The organism is Paraburkholderia sp. J12 (assembly GCF_905220215.1).
Lineage (GTDB): Bacteria > Pseudomonadota > Gammaproteobacteria > Burkholderiales > Burkholderiaceae > Paraburkholderia.
Map to the genome: position 1 here is coordinate 1 of NZ_CAJMZC010000032.1, position 24,271 is coordinate 24,271.

Here is a 24,271-nt window from a genome sequence, read left to right on the forward strand (position 1 = left end):
ACGAAGAAACGGAAAGGCAAACGGCAGCGGTTTGAGCTTCGGCGGGGCAGGCTGCGGAGAAGCCGGTGGATGGGTGGGCGCGGATGGGGGCATGGGTCTGGCTTTGTCTCCGGGGCATGCAATGAATCGAACATCCTCCGGGCCATTCTCCAGACAGTTCTCCCGCGGCGCAATTTCGTTGCGCACGCAATTAACAAAGATTGACGAAAATCATGGTGCAATGAACGGGTGCGACTGTGGAAGGCCAACGCAGCCAGCTATCGCGCCGTGTGCGGGCACAGATCGAACACAACCTCTTCGGCCAGCGCAAGCTCGATCAGACTACCTTCCGATCGTTCGTATTCGAACTTGTGCAGCAAGGTCGAGTCGTGTTCCTTCAGCACAAGCGTTTCGGCCAGTGGCAGCATTCCCGGCAACGCGTCAATATCCTGTCCTGCCGCGTTTTCTGACTCTACGGGTGTTCTACCGTCGCGCATCGTCGCGTTCGCTGCATCGGTCCGCGCGGGTCGTGGAGCGGCCTTCATCAGCGTGCGCCGGTTCGCCTTGCGCCACGCCGAGTCCATCTGCGCCGTGTCGATCAGGTCGTCGCCGTCGCGCACGAGCACCCCGCACAAGCGGGCGAACCTGCTTCACGTCACAACCGGCGCGGCGCGCGAATTCCGATGCACTAATCCGTGCGCTACGAGCATTGCCGTAACACCAAGGCCGAGGCTGCTGGGGACATCCGAGCTGCACAGAAGCAGCTCGGACACTCTTCGGTGGTGATGACCGGGCACTATGTCCGGGAGCGCAAGGGGATCGCGTCGAGCCGACAAAATAATGGTTCGTCTGCCGAGTGAGCGCGGGTTTTGCTACTGTCTTGGAGCATGTCGAAGCCGACTCACGGTTTTTCAACGATGAGCATTCGACCCGAAGGTTTGATGTGTTCGAGGGGTTTGAGGAACCGGAGGTCTATATGCATTACGTGATCCTTCTGGAGAAGGGTTTTATCCAGGGGATGCACATCAATCAATCGGGACTTGAAGATTGTTGCCTATTATTTGCCGCGGGACGGGCATGAATTGCTGGACGATCTCCGCCATCGTAAGGCGAGCAGCACCTTACTCTGAGTGGGTGAATCGCTGCGGTGGAGCGCCAGTTGATGGGGCTTGACCTGCGGGTTTGCGAAGCAAAGAAAAAGGGCTTAGCCGAAGCTAAGCCCTTGAATTCTTTGGTAGGCCGTACGGGATTCGAACCTGTGACCAACGGATTAAAAGTCCGCTGCTCTACCAACTGAGCTAACGACCCAAAAGAAGCGGGATTATAGCCGTATATCACAATCGGCGTCAACCCTAAGGTTCTGGCGGCAAAGGATAAAACAAAGGCCCGGGATACGCCGTATCCCGGGCCTTCCTTTCACACGCGAGAGGCGCGCTTTGCGTGATGCAACCGCATGCACGACGACTACTTAGTCCCGCGACGCTTACTTGAGCTGTGACAACTTGCTCTGCGCCGTCTGGGCTACATCCGAACTGCCGTACTGCGAAACGATCTGCTCGAGGGTGCGTTTGGCCGCAGCCTTCTGCCCCTGCTCGATCTGATTGTTCGCGATGGCGAGCAACGCGTCAGGCGCCCGCGGATGCTGCGGGTAGTTCTTGACCACGTTTTGCCACGTCGCGGTGGAACCCTTGTAGTCCTTTAGCGCATACAGCGCGTTGCCGAGCCAGTACTGCGCGGTCGGCTGATAAGGACTCTGCGGGAACTTCGCGATGAAGCTGCGGAACGATGCGGCTGCGCCCTTGAAGTCGCCGTCGCGGAACTGCTGCGAAGCGGCGTTGAACGCGTCCGTCTCACCCGGCTGCACGGTGCCTTGCACGCCATCCACGGTCTGCTGTTGCGGCTCGAACTTCTTCAGACGCGTATCCAGATCCGTGTAGTAGTCCTTCTGTTGCTTCTGCAGGGTGGCCAGCTGATTCGCCATGTCCTCGTTCTGCCCGCGCAAGGTCGCGACCTGCTGGTTCAGCTGGTCGATCTTGTTGGACTGGTCGAGGATCGTGCGTTGCGCGGCGGACAGCTGGGTGCTCAGGCTGTCCGTCTTTGCCCGCAGGTCGAGAATCGCCTGACGCGCCTGATCGTCATCGAAGAGGCCTGCATGGGCCGGCATCGAGACGAGCGCGATGCCGGCGAGGCAGGCTGCTGCGGCTGCCCGCAGCGGGGAGAAACGGTGCGACATACGCCCCTTCAAATACGTCGATTACTGTTGATACACGAGGTCAGCACGGCGGTTCTGCGCCCACGATGCTTCGTCGTGGCCGAGCGCAACCGGCTTTTCCTTACCGAGGCTGACGGCTTCCATTTGCGAATCCGGCACGCCCATCAGCGACAGGGCACGGCGGACAGCTTCAGCACGCTTCTGGCCCAGTGCCAGGTTGTATTCGCTCGTGCCGCGCTCGTCGGTGTTGCCCTGGATCAGGACGTGACGTTCCGGATGCGTCTTCAGGTACTGGGCGTGAGCCTGCAGCAGCGACTGATAATCGTCCTTGACGGCGTAGCTGTCGAAGTCGAAGTACACGCTGCGCTTGGCGAGCGGGCTGTTCGGATCGTTCAGCTCATCCACGTTCACCTGGGCAACCGCGTTCGGGTTCGGTTGCGTGTTCATCGCGCCGCTGGCGTTCGGATTCTCTTCCTTCACACCAGACTTGCACGCGGCCAGCGCGCCGATCATCAAGACGGCCAGAGCCAGGCGGATTTTTTTGGACATCATTTTTACTCTCCTGAAGTGTTATTGCATGAAAGGGCCCCAGGACGGCTCGCGTACGATGCCGCCCTGAACGGACAGGATTTGCCGCGTCCGACCGTCGGTCGATACTGCAGCCAGCACGCCACGGCCGTTCACCTGAGTGGCGTAAAGAATGTACTGACCGTTCGCCGCGAAGCTGGGCGATTCGTCATGTGTCGTGTCGGTCAGCGCCGTAGCGACGCCGGATTGCAGATCCTGAATGTACAGCTTAAATCCGCCGCCTGTCCGTGAGATGTACGCGAGTTCCTTGCCGTCCGGGCTTACGCGAGGGCTGGTGTTGTAGTTGCCGGTGAACGTCACGCGCTGCGCGGCCCCGGCATTTTCGCCCTGGGCCGGCATCTTGTAGATCTGCGGCTGGCCGCCACGATCGCTCGTGAAGTAAATCCACTGGCCGTCAGGAGAGTAGGTGGGTTCGGTGTCGATCGTCGTGCCCTGCGAGAGGCGGCGCAGACCGCTGCCGTCGGCATTGACGGCGAAGATCTGCGTGTTGCCCGTGCGCGACAGTGCGACCGCGAGCGTGCGGCCGTCCGGCGACCAGGCGGGCGCCGAGTTGTTGCCCTTCTGGTCGGAGACGATCACGCGGCGGCCGGTAGGCAGGTCGTGCACGTAGACGATCGGCTTCTTCTTTTCGAAAGAAACGTAGGCGACCTTGGTCCCGTCCGGCGACCAGGCCGGCGAGATGATCGGTTCGGGGCTCGACAGCGCGATATGCGCATCCTGGCCGTCGGAGTCCGAAATCTGGAGCTGATAGCGGTTGCCCGTCTTGATGACGTAGGACAGGCGCGTCGCGAACACGCCGCGATCGCCGAGCAGCGTCTTGTAGATGTAGTCGGCAACCTTGTGCGCGCTCATGCGCAGGCCGCTCGCCGGGCTCACGAGCACGAGGCCGCCAAGGCTTTGGCCTTTGACCGTGTCGTAGAGCTTGAAGCGCACCTCGTACTGGCCATTCGCGAGCCGGTTCACGCTGCCGCCGACGAACGCGTTGGCACCCTTGGCTTTCCAGGCGCCCAGATCGACCGAATCGGTTTCCGAAACGGGCGCGCTGCCCGCGTCGATGTTGGTGAACTTGCCGCTGCGCGCCAGATCCGCACGGATGATGGCGCTGACCTGCTCCGGCGAATTCGCCTCGTTGGCGAAATTGGCCGTCGCGATCGGAAACTGGGTCGAGCCCACCCCGGTCACGAGGACGTTAAGTTGCGCGTGCGCCGCACCGCCGGCCGCGATCAGGCAAGACGCGACGAGGGTACGCAGACCAAGCTTCGTCATCAGACTCATGCTGTGATGTTTCCCGAAAAAGCAATTTTGTAACATCGTGCAACAGCAGACAGACCCGCAAACGCTTGAATCGTTCCGCGGCGCTGCTGCTGCACGCCTGAGTTCCCGTGCCCCTGGGGCGCCCTCAATCAGCTGGGCGTAATGTAATTGTAAAGCTTGACGGAGCCTTACCGTTCGTGTCGAGCGGCATCGGATCCGAGCGCTGGACGGCGCGCAAGGCGGCATCGTCCCACTGCGCGTTGCCGCTGCTGCGCGTGACCGACGACGAAAGCAGGGCGCCGTCCGGTGCGCAACGCACCGACACCACTGTTTCAAGGCCCTCTGTCGCGCCCGCCCAGACGATGTTAGGCCGCACGCGGCGCTTTACCTTGTCCGCATAGCCCGGCGACGCCGCCGTGCCTCCCGAGCCGCTGCCGTTGCCGCTTTTCGCAAGGCCGTTGCCGCTCGAGCTGTCGCCGCCGCCCATGTTGCCCTGCATCTGGGCAATGCGCGCGCGGCGCTCGGCGTCGAGCTTTTTCGACTGCGCTTCGGCCTGTGCCTTGGCCTTCGCGGCCTTGTCGGCGTCAGCCTTCTTCTGCGCGTCCAGCTGTGCCTGCTTTTGCTGGTCCTCCAGCTGTTGCTGCTTCTTCTGCGCTTCGAGTTGCTGTTGCTTGAGCTTGTCGGCCGCGGCCTGCTGCTCCTGTTGCTGCTTGAGCTTCGCTGCCTTCTGCTGGGCCGCGAGTTGGGCGGCCTGCTGGGCGGCAAGCTGTTGCTGGCGCCTCGCTTCGGCTTCCTGTTGCTGCTGTTGCAACAGGCGCTGCTGGGCGAGCTGGGCTTCGCGTGCGGCTTCTTCCTGCTTGCGCTTTTGCTGCTGCAGCGCAATGTCGGCATCTTCCGTCGGCTGCGGCGGGGCCGGCGCCACGGGAGCGGGCGGCGGCGCCGGACGCGGCGTCGAGAGATCGGGCACGTCGGTCCACAGTTCGGCTTCGGCGCCCGCCGGCGTGCTGTTTTGCCAGTGGATGCCGTGGTACAGGAAGAATCCGAGCAGCACGTGCATCAGCAGCGCGAGCAGCACAGCACGCAGCGTGCCGCGCTCGCGCGGCGGCTGAAGCGGATAGCTGGAATTCTTGCGGGTCATTGCGATTTGACGAGCAGTCCGACACGTTTGACGCCATGCGCCTTCAGATCGGACATCACGTTCATGACCGTCTCGTACTTGACGGACTTGTCGGCGGCGATCACGACCGGCTGGTCGGGATGGCTCTGCTCGCGGTCGGCGACGAAGCTGTTGAGATCGGCACGCGTCATGTCTTCCTGCTGGGTGGCGCCGGCATCATCCTTGTAGCGTACGCTCAGATTGCCATCCGGGCGAATATTGACCACGACGGGCGGCGTTTGCTGCTGTTGCGACGCACCGCCCACGGTGGGCAGATTGACGATCGAAGGCGCGACGAGCGGCGCCGTGACCATGAAGATCACGAGCAGCACCAGCATCACGTCGATGTACGGCACGACGTTGATGTCGGCCATCGCGCGGCGCGACCGGCTGCCGCGCATGCTCGAACGAACTGAGCCAGCCATCTTCGACTCCTTTGAAGCTTAGTGGGCCTGACGCTGCAGGATGTTCGAGAACTCTTCGATGAAGGTTTCGAAGCGGATCGCGAGGCGGTCGATGTCGTGCGCGTAGCTGTTGTACGCGACCACCGCCGGAATGGCGGCGAACAGGCCGATCGCGGTTGCCGTTAGCGCTTCGGCAATGCCGGGCGCGACGTTCGCGAGCGTGGCCTGCTGCACGTTCGCGAGACCGCGGAATGCATTCATGATCCCCCAGACCGTGCCGAAGAGACCGATATACGGGCTCACCGAACCCACCGACGCGAGGAACGAGAGGTTCGCCTCGAGCGCGTCCATCTCGCGCTGGAACGCCGCGCGCATCGCGCGGCGCGCCCCGTCGAGCACGGCGCCCGGATCGTTCAGGCGCTTTTCCTTGGCCTTCAGGAATTCGCGCATGCCCGATTCGAAGATGCGTTCGAGCGCGCCGATGGTATGACGATTGTTCGCGGCGCTTTGATACAGCGCCTGCAGGTCGCCGCCCGACCAGAAGTCGCGCTCGAAGCGTTCGGTCTGCGCGCGGGCGCGGCGGATCGCGAACCACTTGCGGAAGATGAAGGTCCAGGAGATCAGGGAGAGCAACAGGAGCAGTCCCATGACTGCCTGTGCCAGCAGGCTCGCATTAAGAACGAGGGAAATGATCGAAAGATCTTGTGTCGTGTTCATAGAGGTTCGTTGTAACGTCCCCAAAGGGGCGAGCGGCTGCAAGGCGTTGCGAGGGTTCCCGAAGGCAAACGGAAATCCCCGGCGCCAGCGCGGCCGAACCCTGCTTGGTCCTGGATTGACCGGCGCGAGTTCACTGGCGTTGTATCAACGGAAATGACTGCGTGGCCGTTGACACGGCCTTTGCGTCTTTGCCCGGCCCACGGCGCAATGCAGCGTGCACGTGGTCCGGCATGGCGGCAGGGCGCATCGTGGCGCCCTCGACACAGGCAACGCGAATGCTGCCCGTGGCGAGGAGCGTTTCGCCACGCCACGCTTCCTGCAGGAAATCGACCGACGCGCGGCCGAGTTTCTCGATCTTGCTGACGATCGTGACGACATCGTCGAGGCGCGCGGGCGCCCGGTAGTCGAGCGCCGTGCGGCGCACCACGAAGAGCGCGCCGGTTTCCTCGGCGAGACGGCGCTGATCGACGCCGCACGCGCGCAGCCATTCGGTCCGCGCGCGTTCGAAGAACTTCAGGTAATTCGCGTAGAACACGATGCCGCCGGCGTCGGTGTCCTCGTAATACACGCGAATGGGCCACGTGAAGCCCGGCTCGGGCGGGCGCGGGGCCTCGCCCGTCTGGCTGGTGGTTCTTTCCATGCCGCGCATTCTACCGGAACGCGCTGGCGTACTGACTTTCGTTCGCCTGACGTACCCGAGCCGGCTGAAAGCTTCAACAGCGATTTCAGCCGCGACGGATGGTGAGGCCGGCGAACGACTGGGCGACCGGCATCAGCTCGATCGTGTTGATGTTCACATGCGCGGGGCGGGTGGCGATCCAGTAGATCGAATCGGCGATGTCCTCGGCCGTGAGCGGCTCCACGTCCTTGTAGACGTTGGCGGCCTTGGCGTCGTCGCCGCGGTAGCGCACGTTCGAGAATTCGGTGCCGCCGCACAGGCCCGGCTCGATGTCGGTCACACGCAGCGCGGTGCCGGCAAGGTCGGCGCGCAGGTTCAGGCTGAACTGGCGCACGAAGGCCTTGGTGGCGCCGTACACGTTGCCGCCCGGGTAGGGCCAGCGGCCGGCCACCGAGCCCAGGTTGAAGATGTGGCCGCGGTTGCGCTCGACCATGCCCGGCAGGAAGGCGCGGGTCACCTGCACGAGGCCGGTGCAGTTGGTGTCGATCATGGTTTCCCACTCGTCGAGATCGGCTTTCTGGGCCGGCTCCACGCCGAGCGCGAGACCGGCGTTATTGACGAGCACGTCGACGGCTGAGAATTCGGCCGGCAGGGCGGCCGGTGCGGCTTCCACGGCGGCGCGGTCGCGCACGTCCAGCTCGACCGGCAGCAGGGCGTCGCCCAGCTCCTCGGCGAGGGCGTCCAGACGGTCCTTGCGGCGGGCGGTTGCGACGACACGGTGGCCGCCCTTCACGAAGGCGCGGGCGATGGCGGAGCCGAAGCCGGCTGAGGCTCCGGTAACGAAGACGATCATGGTTGCTCCCTGGTCGGTGGAAAGCGAAGAAAGGGTCAAGCCTACTTCCATTGCGGCAACGCGGCAAGAAACCGGCCAAAGGCCAGGGGACGGAACGGCCGAAGCCCGGCCGCACGGGCCTTGCGGCCGCCGGTTGCCTATTCCTGGCGCATCCAATACACTAACGCGCTCAATCCCTGCGTGACTGGCGATAGGGTCCCTGAACGGCAGAAAGTGCGGCCGGACCGGGGGCTCAAGGTGGAACAACCCACCGTGAAGCGCAGGGTGCCGTTTTGCCGTTCGCCTGGGCAGCCGAGATTTGCGCGCTCGTAACAGCGCTCTGCGGGCTGTCCTGCCTCGCGTGTGCGGCACCTCCTTGCGCCACGTCAAGGCTGGCCCTCCTGCCAGCAGCGCCGCGTACCTGCTACGTGTTTCGCGCGCGACCCGGTCAACCTGAACACACTCAACGGAATCCGTATGTTTGACAGAGCCGAAAGCACCATCGCCAAAGTCGATCCCGAACTCTTCAAGGCAATCGAACTCGAGAACCGCCGGCAGGAAGAGCATATCGAGCTGATCGCCTCCGAAAACTACACGAGCCCGGCCGTGATGGCCGCGCAGGGTTCGCAGCTCACCAACAAATACGCCGAAGGCTATCCCGGTAAGCGCTATTACGGTGGCTGCGAATACGTGGATGTCGTCGAGCAGCTCGCGATCGACCGCGTGAAGGCGCTGTTCGGCGCCGAAGCCGCGAATGTCCAGCCGAACTCGGGTTCGCAGGCGAACCAGGGCGTGTTCTTCGCCATGCTCAAGCCGGGCGACACGATCATGGGCATGAGCCTCGCGCACGGCGGCCACCTCACGCACGGCTCGCCCGTCAACATGTCGGGCAAGTGGTTCAACGTGGTGAGCTATGGCCTGAACGAAGCCGAAGACATCGACTACGAAGCGGCGGAAAAGCTCGCCCAGGAACACAAGCCGAAGCTGATCGTGGCCGGCGCTTCGGCGTTCGCACTGCGCATCGACTTCGAGCGTCTTGCGAAGATCGCGAGGAGCGTGGGCGCCTACTTCATGGTCGACATGGCGCACTACGCCGGCCTCGTGGCCGCGGGTGTCTATCCGAACCCGGTGCCGCACGCCGATTTCGTCACCACGACCACGCACAAGAGCCTGCGCGGCCCGCGCGGCGGCGTGATCTTGATGAAGGCTGAATTCGAGAAGCCGATCAATTCGGCCATCTTCCCGGGCATCCAGGGCGGTCCGCTCATGCACGTGATCGCTGGCAAGGCTGTCGCGTTCAAGGAAGCGCTCGCGCCGGAATTCAAGACCTACCAGCAGCAAGTGGTCGAGAACGCACGCGTGCTGGCCGAAACGCTGGTCAAGCGCGGTCTGCGCATCGTCTCGGGCCGCACGGAAAGCCACGTGATGCTCGTGGACCTGCGCGCGAAGAACATCACCGGCAAGGCGGCTGAAGCCGCGCTGGGTGCCGCGCACATCACGGTCAACAAGAACGCCATCCCGAACGATCCGGAAAAGCCCTTTGTCACGAGCGGCGTTCGCCTCGGCTCGCCGGCCATGACGACGCGCGGCTTCGGCGTGAAGGAAGCCGAGCAGGTGGGCAACCTGATTGCCGACGTGCTCGACAATCCGGAAGACGCAGCGACGATCGAGCGCGTGCGCGCCCAGGTCGCCGAGCTGACGAAGCGTTTCCCGGTTTATCGCTGAACCGGCGGCCGATCCTTCATGCGCTGCCCCTTCTGCCGGCACGAAGACACGCACGTGGTGGATTCCCGCGTGTCCGAGGACGGCGCCGCGATCCGGCGCCGCCGCCGCTGCCCGGCCTGCGACAAGCGTTTCACGACGTATGAGCGGGTCGAGCTGGCGATGCCGGCGATCGTCAAAAAGGATGGCAGCCGCACGGAATTCGACCGCCGCAAGATCGCAGCCAGCATGCAACTGGCGCTGCGCAAGCGCCCGGTTTCGGCTGACGCGATCGACGAGGCGGTCGCCCGCATCGAATATCAACTGCTCGGCAGCGGCGAGCGCGAAGTGCGCAGCGAGCGCCTTGGCGAGCTCGTGATGTCCGAGTTGCGCGAGCTCGACAAGGTCGCGTTCGTGCGTTTCGCCTCCGTCTACCGGCGCTTCGAAGACGTATCCGAGTTCGAGGACGTGCTCGAAGAGTTCCGCCGCTCCGGCAATGCTGGCACACCGCCGCGCAAGCGCTGATTTCATCCGCATTTTCTACTTCCCTCCTCGTGTTTTGCCGCTGCTGTTCGTGATGCGCTGATTCTCGCGAACTGCGCTGGCGTGCAACACCTGGCCGTTCGGCCAATTGTTCCGCTCACGCGACGGCGCTAGATTCACTGCAATGCCTATCAATTAAGGATTGCAGATGAAAAACCGTGGCTTCACGCTGATCGAAACCGTCGTTGTCGTGGTCCTGCTGGCGATGTGTGCGACCGCTACGACGCCGGTGTTCATTGCCTGGCGTGTGCGCGACCAGGTGGATGCACGGGCGAATGCGTTGCTCGGCACGCTCGCCTATGCGCGCAACGAGGCGATCCGGCGCAAGGTTCGTATCGTCGTCTGCCGGATCGGTGCGGCTCGCCACTGTCTCGGTTCCGGCGAATCCTGTCCCTCCGGCTCAGCCGACTGGTCGTGCGGCTGGGCCGTGGTGGCCGAAGACCCGGGCATGCAGCGCCTGTTGCGCGCGCAACCCGCACTCGACGATGTGGCCATTGCGTCCACCTTGTCCGCCATGACTTTCTCGCCGCCCGCGGGCCAGGCTATCGGCGCGTTGCGCAGCTTCGATTTCGCGCCACGCGTAGCGAGCGCGGCCATGCGCGGGAACGCCTGGCGCCGCTGCATCCGCATTGCCGCGGCGGGCCGCGCGCGGATCAGCGATGGCGCATGCGGAGCGGCGGCGTGAGGCGCGGCCGCGGCGCAACGCTGCTGGAGGTCGTGCTGGCAATGGCCGTCATGGCGATCTGTGTGCTGGGCCAACTGGCTACCCAAATCGCACTGTCGCGGCAGGCGCGGGCAGCGAGCGAGCGTGAGCGCGCGGCGTTTGCGGTGGATGCGATTGCTGAGGCTTCGCTTGTGCCTTCGCCCGGCGCCGTGGACCAATGGAAGGGGCGAGTGCCGACCGTCGTGCCGCAGGGGGCTCTCGTGCTTTCGAGCGCGGGCGGCGAAACGACCATCGCGACCATTACGTGGGCCGCTACGCAAAACGAAGCGGTGTCCGATTCCGCGCAATCGGATGGCAGCGATGCGGGTTCGTGCCAGGGCGTGTCCGCCACCAGAGGGCGAGCCTGCTTTTCGCTGGCGTTTGCGAAATGACGCGCCGCCGATTTCATGCGACCGGCTGCAGCGGACACACGCTGCTGGAACTGACGATTGCCGTCGCGCTCGGACTCGCGGTAACAGCCGGCGCGATCGCCGCTTATCGTTCGCAGCGCCAGGCATTCGTCCTTGCATCCGATAACGCGCGCGTTCACGAGGCTGGCATGAATGCGTTGATGCTGGTTGGCGAGCAGATCCAGATGGCAGGTTTCGTACCCGCCGATTCGGCGCAAGGCCTGGCCGCGAGCGCTGTCTTCGGTTGCGCCGGCGGACGGCCGACTGGAGCAGACGACAGCCTCACATGCGAGGCGTTGTCGGGCCGCTCCGACGGCATTGCGATTCGCTATATCGGCGACAGCGTTTCAACCTGGCCTTCATCGAACGGGCAGGTGACCGACTGTCTCGGGCAGGCGGTAGGGGCAGCCGGGGTAGTCGTGGTGAATCGCTATCACGCCAAGACCAGCGGTTCGACCGGCGAGCCGGAACTGTACTGCGAAGGCTCGGGCAAGGTGGGCACTGCGCAGCCGCTCGTGGAGGGTGTCGAGAAACTACGCCTGCGCTACTGGCTCGCTGGTGCGAGCCAACCGGTGGATGCGTCGTTGCTGGCGCGCGATCAGTGGACTGCGGTAGTCGCCGTCGATCTCTGCGTCCAGGTGCGCGGGGCTGTGCTTGCGCGCCGGGTGAGCTATGTCGATTGCGACGGCGCGGCCGTATCGGCAACCGACGGCCGGGCACGTCAGATCTTTTGGCGGCACATAGCGCTACGCAACGCACAGGAGGCTGCGATATGAAGCCACGGATGAGTCCACAGACGAGGCCACTGACGCGGCCACTTCAACGCCCGCGAATTCGAGGCATTGCATTGCCGGTCGTGCTGATCATCGCGTCGATGATGCTGGTCACGTCGTCGGCATGGTTCGAAGCCGCGTTGCTCGAAGCGCGCAACGCACGCCTCATTGCCGACGACCTGCTGGCGTTTCACGCCGCCGATGCTGCACTCATGCTCTGTACCCGCGCGCTGGTCAACGGCGCCATGCTGGCGCCGGCCGTCCCGGATCGCGCCGGCGAGCCAGATGGTTGGCGCCAGCGGGCGACCTTCGACACGCGCGCCGTTGCGGCCATTGGCCAGTGGCCGGGATCGGCGAGCCCGCCGCAATGCCTCATCGAATCCTGGCGACTGGATAGCAGACCCGCCGCGCGCGCGTTCGTCGTCACGGCGCGCGGCTTTGGGGCTTCGGAGGGGACGCAACGCTGGCTGCAGGTTCATCTGGTCTTCGACGAGACGCATGTCGAACGGCACTGGCGCCGTATCGCCGCGAGGCCTTTCTGATGAGGACGCATGGAGAGGGGTAATGAAAACCGGACATCGCGCATTTACCCTGCTGGAGCTGGCGATAGCGCTCGCTGCAATGGCGATCATCGCGGCGTTCGCGATGCCGTCCTGGCATGCGCAGGTGGCTCGCAGCCACCGTGTCGAAGCCGTCACGGCGCTGTATCGTGCGGCGCAATTCGTCGATACGCAGACGTCGGTTCCGGCGGCGTTGCCCACGGGCATGGATCAGGCGCCCGCAACGGGGCCACCGGTCTATCGTCTGCGTCTCGTGGCTGCGGACGAATCGAACGGCGGTTACGCAATCGAGGCAATTCCAGAGTCCACCGGCCCGATGCGCGAGGACGCCTGCGGGACCTTTACGCTCGACGCGACCGGCGCGCGCGGCAATCGGCCAGTCGCCGCCGAGGCATCGGCGGCGCTAACGGAGAACTGCTGGCGGGGACGCTGAAAAACGTGGAAAGGAAAAGGGATGGGTTTTAGTAGCCTGCGTCAGCCGTATCGTCCGGCGAGCCGGCGCGTGTCTTGCTGGCCGCCTTGCGGACATCGGGGCGCCGGATCTGCTGCCACACGCGGTAGGCCTCCCACGCGGTGAACGCAAGGCCCCCCCATTTGATGAGCGGCCGTGCGGCGGAGGCGAGGCTGCTGCGCAGGGGTTTGGCGACGATCAGCGAGGCGATCGAACTCAGCAGGGGATATTGCTTGAGCAGGCTGCCGACTCCCGCACCCGCCGCAGCGACACTGCGCGCCCGGCCAAAGCCCGGTACGAGAAACTTCAGCCAGCTGAAATGCGTGACCGTCTCGCGCAACTCGACGATCGTTTCGGTCAGCTCGGCGCGCTCGACGCTCGCCCGCACGATCAGCAGTTCCTTGCGCAACGCGCGCAACTGCGGCGTGGAGAGGTCGTGAGGACGCGGGCGGCTAGGGCGGAAAGCGGTGTCCTGTCTCGGTTTGTTCATGGCGTCGGCTGGGTGGGGAGGCAGTTCCGTGGCTTAGTGCTTGCGAAGGATTTCGCGGTCCTTTTCGAACTCTTCCAGCGTGGCGTGGAAAACGAGCGGGGCGTTGCGCAACCCGCTGCGCGCCTTCAGCGCACAGACGAGAGCAGCGAGCGCATACACAATGGTGATGCCGGCCAGTGCCTGCCAGCGCCACGTGTCCCAGAAGGCGATGGCGATCAGCGCGGTGAGCGCGATCAAGGCCATGGTGGCGAGCATCATTGCCGCGAGACCGAGGAACAGGACGGCCAGCAGGCGTTCCTTCTCCTCGGCGAGCTCGATGCCGATCAGCTCCAGCCGGGTCTGCAGGATCGCGAAAGCGGAGCCGAGCAGACGGCGCAGCGGTCCGTGTTCGTGGCTTGGCGATTGGGTGTCTGTCGTCATGGCGAGAGCGGATTGCGCATGCGGATGCGCGAGGAAGGGCAAGACGGCGCGGCACGCCGGACACAAACCAGCACAGGCGGGCGCCCATGCAACGGCACCCCCGCACACACATGCGGCTGCAGCCGCCGGGGGCGCCGCGCCGGGCGGCCGGACTGTCCCGGCTGGCCGGTAAGCGCGGGTGCTTTACTTGCGGTTGTGCTTTACTTGCGGTTGATCAGGAGGCCGATCAGGACGCCGACACCCGCCGCAATGCCGATCGACTGCCACGGATGTTCGTGGACGTAGTCGTCGGTGGCGCGAGCCGCCCTCTTGCCTTTCTCGATCACCACAACCTGAACGTCGGCCGCTTTCTCCTTCGCCTGCTTCAGGCGCGAGAGGGCCGTTTCGCGCAGCTCGGAAGCGCGCTCGCCCGTGGCGCTCGCTGCTTGCTTGAGCAGGTCCTCTGCATCCGCGAGGACGGTTTTGATATCCGACATCAGCCTCTCCTTGTTGACTTCTGACATTGACTGGCTCCCTTCGTGTCACGCCACGCGTGAATCGTAACAAAGAAACGGGCGCTGGCGAACGCGACGCGTCGCCCAGGTTCTGGGCGACGCACATCCTGTTCCCGTGCGCGGGCCCGGGCGTCGAACCAGGGCGCCCGTCTCCGCATGTCGCGACGCACAATCGATAATGGAGTCGATCTGTCCCGAAAAGTTTCCGCGATCCGGTCCAAAATTACCAAAACTCATAACGGTGTGAGGCGATGTTCGTTCGTGGCCCAGCGCGGGTCCCGTATGCTTGAGCGTTCGAGGTGCTACGGTTCGAGAGCCGGCCCGCTGGCGGGCGGCCTTCCCCTTCATTCCACTCTCACCCATCAGGAAACTCCACCATGAGTCTACGTCTTGGCGATATCGCCCCCGACTTCGAGCAGGAATCGAGTGTCGGCCGCATCCAGTTTCACGAATGGCTCGGCGACAGCTGGGGCGTGCTCTTTTCGCACCCCGCCGACTTCACGCCGGTCTGCACGACGGAGCTGGGTCTCACGGCCAAGCTGAAGGACGAGTTCGAAAAGCGCAACGTGAAGACGATCGCGCTTTCGGTGGACAGCGCCGAATCGCACAAGGAATGGATCAAGGACATCAACGAGACGCAGGCTGCGAACGTCGGGTTTCCGATTCTCGCGGACGGCGACCGCAAGGTTTCGACGCTCTACGACATGATTCATCCAAACGCGAACGAGACGTTCACGGTGCGTTCGCTCTTCGTGATCGATCCGAAGAAGAAGGTGCGCCTCATCATCACCTATCCGGCGAGTACGGGCCGCAACTTCGACGAAGTGCTGCGCGTGATCGATTCGCTCCAGCTCACCGACAACTATCAGGTCGCGACGCCCGGCAACTGGAAGCACGGCGACGATGTGGTGATCGTGCCGTCGCTGAAGGACGAAGAGGTGATCAAGCAGAAGTTTCCGAAGGGCTACAAGGCGCTTCGCCCGTATCTGCGTCTTACGCCGCAGCCGAACAAGTAAGCGGCCGCTCGAGTCCGCTCGAAGCGTTGCAAACAAAAAGCGCCGCACGGTGTCGTGCGGCGCTTTTTTCATGTCCAGGCTTCGCTTCGCGCGAGCCGCTCAGAAGAACGCCTGAATGCCCGTCTGCGCGCGGCCGAGGATCAGCGCGTGGATGTCGTGCGTGCCTTCGTAGGTGTTGACCACTTCGAGGTTCACGAGGTGGCGCGCCACGCCGAACTCGTCGGAGATGCCGTTGCCGCCCAGCATGTCGCGCGCGAGGCGGGCGATGTCGAGCGACTTGCCGCACGAGTTGCGCTTCATGATCGAGGTGATCTCCACGGCCGCCGTGCCTTCGTCCTTCATGCGGCCAAGGCGCAGGCAGCCTTGCAGGCCGAGCGTGATTTCGGTCTGCATGTCGGCGAGCTTCTTCTGGACCAACTGGTTCGCCGCGAGGGGGCGGCCGAACTGCTTGCGGTCGAGCACGTACTGGCGCGCGGTGTGCCAGCAGGCTTCGGCGGCGCCGAGCGCGCCCCAGGCGATGCCGTAGCGCGCCGAGTTCAGGCAGGTGAACGGACCGCGCAGGCCCTTCACGCCCGGCATGATGTTCTCTTCCGGCACGAACACTTCGTCCAGCACGATTTCGCCGGTGATCGAGGCGCGCAGGCCCACCTTGCCGTGGATCGCCGGCGCCGAGAGGCCCTTCCAGCCCTTCTCCAGAATGAAGCCGCGAATGTCGTCGCGGCCGTTTTCTTCAAGCTTCGCCCACACGACGAACACGTCGGCGATCGGCGAATTCGTGATCCACATCTTCGCGCCCGAGAGCGAGTAGCCGCCGTTCACCTTCTTCGCGCGCGTGACCATGCTGCCCGGATCCGAGCCGTGGTTCGGCTCGGTGAGGCCGAAGCAGCCGATCCATTCGCCGCTCGCGAGCTTCGGCAGGTACTTCTGCTTTTGTTCTTCGGAGCCGAACTCGTAGATCGGCACCATGACGAGCGAGGACTGCACCGACATCATCGAGCGATAGCCCGAATCGACGCGTTCCACTTCGCGCGCGATCAGGCCGTAGCTCACGTAGTTCAGGCCGGGGCCGCCGTATTGTTCGGGAATGGTCGGACCGAGCAGGCCCACTTCGCCCATCTCGCGGAAGATCGCAGCATCGGTTTTCTCGTGGCGGAACGCTTCCAGCACGCGCGGGGCAAGCTTGTCCTGCGCGTACGCGGCGGCGGCATCGCGCACCATGCGTTCTTCTTCGGTGAGCTGCTGGTCCAGCAGCAGCGGATCTTCCCAATGGAACTGGGCGTGTTCGGCCATGGTGTCTCTCCTTCTTCCTGATAAGGGTAATCTGTGCTTGACTGAAGTTCCGCCATGCGGAACAATGTTTTGCAGATTGACTCCAGTGTATCACCGAAAACGCCTATGTCCGCATCTGGATTGCCCTTATCCGCCGCCTTGCCGGGCGGCGACATCGACGAGCGCAAGTTCGTCGTCGCGCTCGCACGCGGTCTCGAACTGCTGCGCGCCTTCCGCCCCGGCGAAACGCTGCTCGGCAACCGCGATTTCGTCGAGCGCACCGGTCTGCCCAAGGCGACCGTGAACCGGCTCGCGTACACGCTCACCGTGCTCGGCTACTTACGCTTCGACGAAGCGCTCGGCAAGTACGCGCTCGATGCCGGCGTGCTCTCGCTCGGCTTCACGATGCTCTCGGGCACCGACATTCTCGAGCTCGCCCGGCCGCACCTGAGGGCGTTCGCGCGCGAGGTGGGGGCGGCGGTGTCGCTCGGCTGCCGGGACGGCCTCGACATGATCTATCTGGAGACGATACGCAGCGAGACGGCGCTCACGCTCGGGCTTGCCTCGGGGTCGCGTCTGTCCATGCTGACGAGCTCGATGGGGCGCGCGTATCTGGCCGTGCAGCCGCTCGAGATACGCGCAGCGCTGATGGCGGAACTGGAAAAGGCGGCGGGGGCAGAGGGCCCGGCGCAGGTGCAGGCCACGCAGCGCGAGATCGAGGTGTTCGCGCGGGAAGGGTGCTGCTACTCGTTTCGCGACTGGCACGACGATGTGAACGCCGTGGCGGTGCCGTTTCGCGAGCCGCGGGAGCGCCGCTGGCTCGTGCTGAGCTGCAGCGGTCCGGCTTCGTCGATGGGGCCGGACGTGTTTCGCGAGCGGGTCGCGCCGCTGCTCAAGTCGCTTGCGCGGCGGCTCGGGGAGACGGGCTGAGCTTGCGAGGCGCGATGGCTTGAGCCGCGGGCAAAAAAATGCCGGGACATTGTCCCGGCATTTTTGCGTGCGGCGCTGAAACTGCCGCTGGCGTACCGCTTATTTGCCGCTTACTTGCCGCGCTGGCGGCGTGCGTTTTCGGCGATGCGCATACGCAGCGCGTTGAGCTTGATGAAGCCGCCGGCGTCGGCCTGGTTGTAGGCGCCGCCGTCGTCGTCGAAGGTCGCGATGGTCTTGTCGAACAGCGTGTCCTTCGAGTCGCGCGACACCACCGAGACGCTGCCCTTGTAGAGCTTCACGCGCACCCAGCCGTTCACGTTCTGCTGCGTGTGGTCGATCAGCACCTGGATCGCACGGCGCTCCGGGCTCCACCAGTAGCCGTTGTAAATCAGCGCGGCGTAGCGGGCGAGCAGGTCGTCCTTCAGGTGCGCGACTTCGCGGTCGAGCGTGATCGATTCGATGCCGCGGTGGGCCTTCAGCATGATCGTGCCGCCCGGCGTTTCATAGCAGCCGCGCGACTTCATGCCCACATAGCGGTTCTCGACCAGATCCAGACGGCCGATGCCGTGCTTGCTGCCGAGGCGGTTCAGCTCGGTCAGCGCTTCGGCCGGGCTCACGCGCTTGCCGTTGATCGCCACCGGGTCGCCGTGCTCGTACTCGATATCGATGTACTCGGGCGTGTCCGGCGCCTGTTCCGGCGAGACCGTCCAGCGCCACATGTCTTCCTCGGCTTCCGCCTTCGGGTCTTCGAGGTGACGGCCTTCGAACGAGATGTGCAGCAGGTTCGCGTCCATCGAGTAGGGTGCGCCGCCCTGGCGGTGCTTCATGTCGATGGGGATGCCGGCGTTTTCCGCGTAGGCGAGCAGCTTCTCGCGCGAGAGCAGATCCCACTCGCGCCACGGGGCGATCACCTTGATGCCCGGTTCGAGCGCGTAGTAGCCCAGCTCGAAGCGCACCTGGTCGTTGCCCTTGCCGGTCGCGCCGTGCGAGACGGCTTGCGCGCCGGTCGCGCGGGCGATTTCGATCTGGCGCTTGGCGATCAGCGGACGCGCGATCGAGGTGCCGAGCAGATACTCGCCTTCGTACAGCGCGTTGGCGCGGAACATCGGGAACACGAAGTCACGGACGAACTCTTCGCGCAGGTCGTCGATGAAGATGTTCTCTTCCTTGATGCCGAGTTGCAGGGCCTTCTTGCGCGCCGGCTCGAGTTCTTCGCCCTGGCCGATGTCGGCGGTGAAGGTCACGACTTCGGCGTCGTAGTTGTCCTGCAGCCACTTCAGGATGACGGAGGTATCGAGGCCGCCGGAGTAGGCGAGCACGACTTTCTTGATATCGCTCATGGTGAATCCGTAACGGGTGAGATCTGTGCGCGCCGGCGCCCCGAACGCGCGGGAAAACGATATTTTGACACCAAACGGGCAGCGGGCCGCGCTTTTACCGCGACAGCCCGGCTAGCCGTGGGTGTCGCGCTCAGTGGTTCAGGCGCCCGAGCAGCAGGAATTCCATCAGCGCTTTCTGGACGTGCAGGCGGTTTTCCGCCTCGTCCCAGACCACGCTCTGCGGACCGTCGATCACTTCCGCGCTCACTTCCTCGCCGCGGTGGGCGGGCAGGCAGTGCATGAAGAGCGCGTCAGGGTTCGCGCGCGCCATCATTTCCGCGTCGACGCACCAGTCGGCGAAGGCTTTCTTGCGCGCTTCGTTCTCGGCCTCGAAGCCCATGCTCGTCCAGACGTCGGTGGTGACGAGGTCGGCGCCGTCGCAGGCGGCGTTCGGATCGTCGAGCACCTCGATGAACGGCTTGCTGTCTTCGGCCACCAGCGACGGGTCGAGCGGGTAGCCCGGCGGCGTCGAGATGCGCAGCTTGAAGTCGAGAATCTGCGCCGCCTCGATCCACGTGTAGAGCATGTTGTTCGCGTCGCCGACCCAGGCGACCGTCTTGCCGCGGATCGGGCCGCGATGCTCGTAGAACGTGAAGATGTCGGCGAGCACCTGGCAGGGGTGGTATTCGTTCGTGAGACCGTTGATGACCGGCACGCGCGAGCTTTCGGCAAACCGCTGGATGATGTCCTGGCCGAACGTGCGGATCATGATGATGTCCACCATCCGCGAAATGACCTGCGCCGAATCCTCGATCGGCTCGCCGCGGCCGAGCTGCGTGTCGCGCGTGTTCATGAACACCGCGTGGCCGCCCAACTGGAAGATGCCGGCTTCGAAGGAGAGTCGCGTGCGCGTGGAGTTCTTCTCGAAGATCATCGCGAGCGTGCGGTCGTGCAGCGGATGATACGTCTCGTAGTTCTTGAATTTGCGCTTGAGGATGCGGGCACGCTCGAGCACATATTCGTAGTCGTCAAGAGAGAAATCCTTGAACTGCAGGTAATGGCGTAGGGTCCGGGAGGTCATGAAACAAAAACGGCGCCGGATCCGGCCTCGAAACTGCAGGATGGGGCCGGCGACGCCGCTGCGGGTTGGTGGTAAGTCAATGCAGCATAAAGGATTTTGTGGGATTTGACGAGTCGCACTAAAAGTCGGGCGCGGGGGCGGGGTGGGCGGGCAAGCGGCCGTGGGAAGGGCGCTTCGGGCGGCAGCGACGGGCGCTCGGGGGTCTTGTGTGCGGTGCGGAACGACCCCCGGTACGTTATAATCGCGGAGTTTTCTTTCAGGCACGACAGCGAGTCCGGCGGCCCCGAAAAGAACCATGGATGAACCCGTGGGACGTCGGAGCGGCTCGCGGAAGCGAGCCTGTACGCCGGCCGGCTGCGCGCTGCAAATTCGACGATCTCGATGCGGCGTGGCGCCCGTCCGGGTGTGCGGACGACCGCTCCCTGTCCAACGGACTGTATTCGCGCGCGCAGTTGCACGACCGCGGTTGCGAGGCGGGCACGCCGGCAACCTCCGGCCCGCAGGCAACGCCTGGGTGGCGCGAGTGTGACGCCGCTTCGTGCCGCTGTTTCGTGCCGCTGTCATGTAGCGTGCTGCGGCGCAGCGTGCAGTCACACAGGTACCGTACATGGCCGACGAAGCCCCAACCGAATTCTTCATCCAAGGCATCACCTCGAACGGGAAGAAGTTTCGTCCCAGCGACTGGTCCGAGCGCCTCGCGGGCGTGATGTCGAGCTTCGGCCCGAAGGCCTCGGCGAATGCTCGGGGGCCCAATGCCTATCTGCGGTACTCGCTCTATGTCCGGCCGACGATGATCGGCGACCTCAAATGCGTGATCCTGGATTCGCGTCTGAAAGACATCGAACCCATGGCCTTCAACTTCGTGATGAACTTCGCCAAGGACAACGACCTCCTCGTGACCGAGGCCTGCGAGCTGCCGCACGATCACGCCACGCAGCAGGGCGGCGGCGGGAGCTGAGTCTTCATGCTGCGCCAGCTACGAATCGACCCGCCCGCGGCGGGTTTTTTTGTGTCTTTTTCCGGGCGCGGGACGCAAACGAAAAGCGCAAATAAAAAACCCGCCGAAGCGGGTTTTTTGTGGGGCAGCAGAAACTGCGGATAGCCCGCGTGAGCGGGCCGGCCGGAATTTACTGCGCGGCGCCCATTGCCTTGATGGCAGCCGACAGGCGGCTCTTCTGGCGAGAAGCCTTGTTCTTGTGAACGATCTTCTTGTCGGCGATGATGTCGAGCGTCTTTGCCGAGTTCTTGAAGATTTCAGCGGCTGCAGCCTTGTCGCCGGCGTCGATCGCCTTGCGGACAGCCTTGATAGCGGTGCGGAACTTCGAGCGCAGCGCCGAGTTGTGCGAGTTTGCTTTGACGGCCTGACGGGCGCGCTTACGTGCTTGTGCGGAGTTTGCCATGACGATTCCTTATGTTTCCGGAGCCTGAACCTGCCGCCTGCCATTGAATGGCAACCGGGCCGGGTCACGCTCCTTGCCTGGATTTGAACTTCCGGGAACGAATGCCCGAAAGCGCAAAACGGTATTGCCGAACGGTATTGGCGTATTCGCCAAGCGCTGCCGGCCGCGCCTTTTGTGCCAAAACGGAACCGGGCACACTGCAGTGCTACCGCGCAGTGCCACCGCTTTCCGCTTCCTTTCCAAGACGCGTCCGAGCCTTTTCGAGACCCGGAACCGCTAATTATAGCAACAGAATCATCGACGTGGCAATCGCTGCGCGCGTGGGGAGCCGGTTCACGCCGGCCCGAGCCGATTCAAAAAGGGTTTGATCGATTCGATATCATGCGGGCTTTTGGCCAGCATCGAGCGTCGGGGCGTCGCGCGGCACCCGTATAATAAGCGCCCCATGAATCTATTCCGAGCCCTGCTGACGGTCAGCGGCTTCACGCTGCTGTCGCGCGTGACCGGACTGGCCCGCGAAACGCTGATTGCGCGCGCATTCGGCGCGAGCCAGTTCACCGACGCCTTCTACGTCGCGTTCCGCATTCCCAACCTGCTGCGCCGGATTTCGGCGGAGGGCGCGTTCTCGCAGGCCTTCGTGCCGATCCTCGCCGAGTTCAAGAACCAGCAGGGCCACGACGCCACGCGCGATCTCGTCGATGCAACTTCGACCGTGCTCGCGTGGGTGCTCGCGATCCTCTCGCTGCTCGGCATCTTCGGGGCGTCGTTCGTGGTGACGGTGGTTGCCTCGGGCCTGAAGGGCGATGGCCAGGCGTATCCGCTCGCCGTCACGATGACGCGCATCATGTTTCCCTACATCGTGTTCATTTCGCTGACGTCGCTCGCGTCCGGCGTGCTGAACACGTACAAGCAGTTCTCGCTGCCCGCGTTCGCGCCGGTGCTGCTCAACGTGTCGTTCATCGTCGCGGCCGTGGCGTTCGCGCCGCACATGAAGCAGCCGGTCTACGCGCTCGCGTGGGCCGTGATCGTGGGCGGCGTGCTGCAGTTCCTCGTGCAGTTGCCGGGCCTCAAGCGCATCGACATGATGCCGCGCATCGGCTGGAATCCGGTGAAGGCGCTCGCGCACCGCGGCGTGAAGCGCGTGCTCGCGAAGATGGTGCCCGCCATGTTCGCGGTCTCGGTCGCGCAGATCAGCCTCATCATCAACACCAATATCGCCTCGCGGCTCGGCGCAGGCGCGGTCTCGTGGATCAACTACGCCGACCGCCTCATGGAGTTCCCCACCGCGCTCCTCGGCGTGGCGCTCGGCACGATTCTCCTGCCTAGTCTCTCGAAGGCGCACGTCGATGCCGATCCGCACGAGTATTCGGCGCTGCTCGACTGGGGCCTGCGCGTGACCTTCCTGCTCGCGGCGCCTTCGGCCGTCGCGCTGTTCTTCTTCGCCGAGCCGCTCACGGCCACGCTCTTCGACTACGGCAAGTTCGACGCGAACTCCGTGGTGATGACGGGCCGCGCGCTTGCCGCGTATGGGGTGGGCCTCGTCGGCCTCATTCTCATCAAGATTCTCGCGCCCGGTTTCTACGCGCGCCAGGACATCAAGACGCCGGTGAAGATCGGCGTCGTCGTGCTCGTCGCCACGCAGATCAGCAACTACGTTTTCGTGCCGATCTTCTCGCACGCGGGCCTGACGCTCTCGGTGGGGCTCGGCGCCTGCATGAACGCGCTGCTGCTGTTCATCGGGTTGCGCCGGCGGGGCATCTACATGCCGTCGTCGGGCTGGGCGAGGTTCTTCGTGCAACTGATCGGGGCATGCCTCGTGCTTGCCGGCGCGATGCACTGGTGTGCGATCAGCTACGACTGGCTCGCCCTGCGCCACGAGCCGCTCGCGCGCATTGCGCTGCTCGGCGCGTGCCTTGTCCTGTTTGCCGCACTATATTTCGGTATGCTGTGGCTGATGGGCTTCAAGTACGCTTACTTCAAGAGGCGAGCGAAGTGACCACGATGAATACGCGGGTGCTCGACTATTTCAGCACGCTCGTCGTCGACGACGACAGCCTGCCGCTCACCGAGGCTGCGCTCGCGATCGCGCAGGATGCGTATCCCGATCTCGATCTGCAAGGCACGCTCGCCGAAATCGACGAACTGGCGCTGCGCGTGCGCCGGCGTGTGCCTGAAGGCGCGGACCTGCGCGAACAGATTGCGACCCTGAACCGCTGCTTCTTTCGCGAGTTCGGTTTCGCCGCCAATCTCAACGACTACTACGACCCCGACAACAGCCATCTGAACGCCGTGCTGCGGCGCCGTCGCGGCATTCCGATCTCGCTCGCGGTGCTCTATCTGGAGATGGCGGGGCAACTGGGGCTGCCGGTGAAGGGGGTGTCGTTCCCCGGCCATTTCCTGTTGCGCGTTTCGCTGCCCGAAGGCGATGCGATGCTCGACCCCACCACGGGCCGCGCGCTTTCGGAATCCGACATGGTCGAGATGCTCGAGCCCTACGTGGCGAACGCGGGCGACTCGGTGGCGCGGGCGCTGCGCATGCTGCTCGAACCGGCCACGCGCCGCGAGATCGTCGCGCGCATGCTGCGCAACCTGAAGTCGATCTATCTGCAGACGGAACGCTGGCAACGCCTGCTCGCCATCCAGCAGCGGCTCGTGATCCTGCTGCCGTACAGCATCGAGGAAGTGCGCGACCGCGGCTTCGCTTATGCGCGGCTCGACTACCTGCGCCCGGCGCTCGAAGATCTCGAACATTATCTGGATGAACGCCCCGACGCCGAAGATGCCATGGTCGTCGAGTCGCAATTGCAGGAGTTGCGCCAGCGCACGCTCGACAACGAGCAGGACTGAGCGTCGGCGTCCAGCACGACGGCAGCCGCCCGGACACAAAAAACCCGCGACGTATGAACTGAACCCCGTAAGTTGGACGGTTCAAGAAGGCTAGACGGGCAAG

General features: G+C 64.3%; 28 protein-coding genes, 1 tRNA gene and 1 riboswitch. Of the genes, 12 read left to right on the forward strand and 17 right to left on the reverse strand.

The features are described 5' to 3' along the window. Window positions 1-257: 257 nt before the first annotated feature. From U5760_RS31275 to ydfG, 10 genes are all read right to left on the reverse strand, one after another. Window positions 258-599 carry a hypothetical protein gene (locus tag U5760_RS31275; RefSeq protein ID WP_322016172.1) on the reverse strand — a complete coding sequence of 114 codons (342 nt, stop codon included), beginning with the start codon at window positions 597-599 and terminating at the stop codon, window positions 258-260. A gap of 612 nt (window positions 600-1,211) precedes the next feature. Beyond that, window positions 1,212-1,287, reverse strand: a tRNA-Lys gene (locus U5760_RS31280). 175 nt (window positions 1,288-1,462) lie between these two features. Beyond that, window positions 1,463-2,212 (reverse strand): tol-pal system protein YbgF, encoded by a 750-nt coding sequence (gene ybgF, locus U5760_RS31285; protein ID WP_322016173.1) that lies wholly within the window; start codon window positions 2,210-2,212, stop codon window positions 1,463-1,465. A 21-nt stretch (window positions 2,213-2,233) separates the two neighbouring features. Then, window positions 2,234-2,743, reverse strand: coding sequence for a peptidoglycan-associated lipoprotein Pal (gene pal / locus U5760_RS31290; protein WP_322016174.1), 510 nt, complete (start codon window positions 2,741-2,743; stop codon window positions 2,234-2,236). 18 nt (window positions 2,744-2,761) lie between these two features. Continuing rightward, window positions 2,762-4,054 (reverse strand): Tol-Pal system beta propeller repeat protein TolB, encoded by a 1,293-nt coding sequence (gene tolB, locus U5760_RS31295; RefSeq protein ID WP_322016175.1) that lies wholly within the window; start codon window positions 4,052-4,054, stop codon window positions 2,762-2,764. A gap of 124 nt (window positions 4,055-4,178) precedes the next feature. Next, a complete protein-coding gene (gene tolA, locus U5760_RS31300) occupies window positions 4,179-5,171 on the reverse strand; it encodes a cell envelope integrity protein TolA (RefSeq protein ID WP_322016176.1) in 993 nt (330 codons plus the stop codon). Further along, the gene (gene tolR / locus U5760_RS31305; protein ID WP_322016177.1) at window positions 5,168-5,614 is read right to left on the reverse strand and encodes a protein TolR; all 447 of its coding nucleotides are present in this window, start codon (window positions 5,612-5,614) and stop codon (window positions 5,168-5,170) included. The genes tolA and tolR overlap by 4 nt, the downstream gene beginning before the upstream one ends. A gap of 18 nt (window positions 5,615-5,632) precedes the next feature. Beyond that, window positions 5,633-6,310 carry a protein TolQ gene (gene tolQ / locus U5760_RS31310; protein ID WP_322016178.1) on the reverse strand — a complete coding sequence of 226 codons (678 nt, stop codon included), beginning with the start codon at window positions 6,308-6,310 and terminating at the stop codon, window positions 5,633-5,635. 130 nt (window positions 6,311-6,440) lie between these two features. Further along, on the reverse strand, window positions 6,441-6,959 hold the full coding sequence (ybgC, locus tag U5760_RS31315; RefSeq protein WP_322016179.1) for a tol-pal system-associated acyl-CoA thioesterase: 519 nt from the start codon (window positions 6,957-6,959) through the stop codon (window positions 6,441-6,443). 76 nt (window positions 6,960-7,035) lie between these two features. Then, window positions 7,036-7,782, reverse strand: a complete 747-nt coding sequence (gene ydfG / locus U5760_RS31320) for a bifunctional NADP-dependent 3-hydroxy acid dehydrogenase/3-hydroxypropionate dehydrogenase YdfG (RefSeq protein ID WP_322016197.1) — start codon at window positions 7,780-7,782, stop codon at window positions 7,036-7,038. A gap of 170 nt (window positions 7,783-7,952) precedes the next feature. After that, window positions 7,953-8,078, forward strand: a riboswitch (ZMP/ZTP riboswitch). 160 nt (window positions 8,079-8,238) lie between these two features. On the opposite strand from ydfG, the gene glyA reads away from it, so the two are divergent. The 7 genes from glyA (at window position 8,239) to U5760_RS31355 (ending at window position 12,884) form a co-directional block, all read left to right on the forward strand. Beyond that, on the forward strand, window positions 8,239-9,486 hold the full coding sequence (gene glyA, locus U5760_RS31325) for a serine hydroxymethyltransferase (RefSeq protein ID WP_322016180.1): 1,248 nt from the start codon (window positions 8,239-8,241) through the stop codon (window positions 9,484-9,486). 18 nt (window positions 9,487-9,504) lie between these two features. Next, window positions 9,505-9,987, forward strand: coding sequence for a transcriptional regulator NrdR (nrdR, locus tag U5760_RS31330; RefSeq protein ID WP_322016181.1), 483 nt, complete (start codon window positions 9,505-9,507; stop codon window positions 9,985-9,987). 166 nt (window positions 9,988-10,153) lie between these two features. Beyond that, the gene (locus U5760_RS31335) at window positions 10,154-10,690 is read left to right on the forward strand and encodes a GspH/FimT family pseudopilin (protein WP_322016182.1); all 537 of its coding nucleotides are present in this window, start codon (window positions 10,154-10,156) and stop codon (window positions 10,688-10,690) included. Continuing rightward, window positions 10,687-11,100: a type II secretion system protein gene (locus U5760_RS31340; RefSeq protein ID WP_322016183.1), complete on the forward strand. Its 414-nt coding sequence runs from the start codon at window positions 10,687-10,689 to the stop codon at window positions 11,098-11,100. The genes U5760_RS31335 and U5760_RS31340 overlap by 4 nt, the downstream gene beginning before the upstream one ends. Beyond that, complete coding sequence (locus U5760_RS31345; RefSeq protein ID WP_322016184.1) at window positions 11,097-11,894, forward strand: PilW family protein; 798 nt, start codon at window positions 11,097-11,099, stop codon at window positions 11,892-11,894. The genes U5760_RS31340 and U5760_RS31345 overlap by 4 nt, the downstream gene beginning before the upstream one ends. An 80-nt stretch (window positions 11,895-11,974) precedes the next feature. Then, entirely contained in the window at window positions 11,975-12,433 is a 459-nt protein-coding gene (locus U5760_RS31350) for a pilus assembly protein (protein WP_322016185.1), read from the forward strand. 22 nt (window positions 12,434-12,455) lie between these two features. After that, entirely contained in the window at window positions 12,456-12,884 is a 429-nt protein-coding gene (locus U5760_RS31355) for a type IV pilin protein (protein WP_322016186.1), read from the forward strand. 28 nt (window positions 12,885-12,912) lie between these two features. Here the strand turns inward: U5760_RS31355 and U5760_RS31360 are convergent, their stop codons facing one another. The 3 genes from U5760_RS31360 to U5760_RS31370 form a co-directional block, all read right to left on the reverse strand. After that, on the reverse strand, window positions 12,913-13,392 hold the full coding sequence (locus U5760_RS31360) for a DUF3318 domain-containing protein (RefSeq protein WP_322016187.1): 480 nt from the start codon (window positions 13,390-13,392) through the stop codon (window positions 12,913-12,915). A 33-nt stretch (window positions 13,393-13,425) separates the two neighbouring features. Beyond that, window positions 13,426-13,812: a phage holin family protein gene (locus U5760_RS31365; RefSeq protein WP_322016198.1), complete on the reverse strand. Its 387-nt coding sequence runs from the start codon at window positions 13,810-13,812 to the stop codon at window positions 13,426-13,428. A 200-nt stretch (window positions 13,813-14,012) separates the two neighbouring features. Then, entirely contained in the window at window positions 14,013-14,315 is a 303-nt protein-coding gene (locus U5760_RS31370; protein WP_322016188.1) for a YqjD family protein, read from the reverse strand. A 368-nt stretch (window positions 14,316-14,683) separates the two neighbouring features. Between U5760_RS31370 and U5760_RS31375 the strand changes: the two genes are divergently transcribed. Further along, entirely contained in the window at window positions 14,684-15,322 is a 639-nt protein-coding gene (locus U5760_RS31375) for a peroxiredoxin (protein ID WP_322016189.1), read from the forward strand. A 99-nt stretch (window positions 15,323-15,421) separates the two neighbouring features. Here the strand turns inward: U5760_RS31375 and U5760_RS31380 are convergent, their stop codons facing one another. Next, window positions 15,422-16,612, reverse strand: a complete 1,191-nt coding sequence (locus U5760_RS31380) for an acyl-CoA dehydrogenase (protein ID WP_322016190.1) — start codon at window positions 16,610-16,612, stop codon at window positions 15,422-15,424. 105 nt (window positions 16,613-16,717) lie between these two features. Here U5760_RS31380 and U5760_RS31385 point away from each other — a divergent pair, with 105 nt between their 5' ends. After that, on the forward strand, window positions 16,718-17,521 hold the full coding sequence (locus tag U5760_RS31385) for an IclR family transcriptional regulator (RefSeq protein WP_322016191.1): 804 nt from the start codon (window positions 16,718-16,720) through the stop codon (window positions 17,519-17,521). A 110-nt stretch (window positions 17,522-17,631) separates the two neighbouring features. Here the strand turns inward: U5760_RS31385 and U5760_RS31390 are convergent, their stop codons facing one another. Both U5760_RS31390 and argF read right to left on the reverse strand, forming a co-directional pair. After that, a complete protein-coding gene (locus tag U5760_RS31390; protein WP_322016192.1) occupies window positions 17,632-18,861 on the reverse strand; it encodes an argininosuccinate synthase in 1,230 nt (409 codons plus the stop codon). 130 nt (window positions 18,862-18,991) lie between these two features. Continuing rightward, window positions 18,992-19,921, reverse strand: coding sequence for an ornithine carbamoyltransferase (argF, locus tag U5760_RS31395; protein ID WP_322016193.1), 930 nt, complete (start codon window positions 19,919-19,921; stop codon window positions 18,992-18,994). A gap of 607 nt (window positions 19,922-20,528) precedes the next feature. On the opposite strand from argF, the gene U5760_RS31400 reads away from it, so the two are divergent. Next, window positions 20,529-20,879, forward strand: a complete 351-nt coding sequence (locus U5760_RS31400) for a DUF3579 domain-containing protein (protein ID WP_322016194.1) — start codon at window positions 20,529-20,531, stop codon at window positions 20,877-20,879. A 169-nt stretch (window positions 20,880-21,048) separates the two neighbouring features. On the opposite strand, the gene rpsT is transcribed toward U5760_RS31400, so the two are convergent. Further along, window positions 21,049-21,321, reverse strand: coding sequence for a 30S ribosomal protein S20 (gene rpsT / locus U5760_RS31405; RefSeq protein ID WP_322016195.1), 273 nt, complete (start codon window positions 21,319-21,321; stop codon window positions 21,049-21,051). A gap of 445 nt (window positions 21,322-21,766) precedes the next feature. Here rpsT and murJ point away from each other — a divergent pair, with 445 nt between their 5' ends. Further along, a complete protein-coding gene (gene murJ / locus U5760_RS31410) occupies window positions 21,767-23,317 on the forward strand; it encodes a murein biosynthesis integral membrane protein MurJ (RefSeq protein WP_322016196.1) in 1,551 nt (516 codons plus the stop codon). Window positions 23,318-23,322: 5 nt separating this feature from the next. Beyond that, entirely contained in the window at window positions 23,323-24,168 is an 846-nt protein-coding gene (locus U5760_RS31415) for a SirB1 family protein (RefSeq protein ID WP_322016199.1), read from the forward strand. Window positions 24,169-24,271 lie beyond the last annotated feature (103 nt).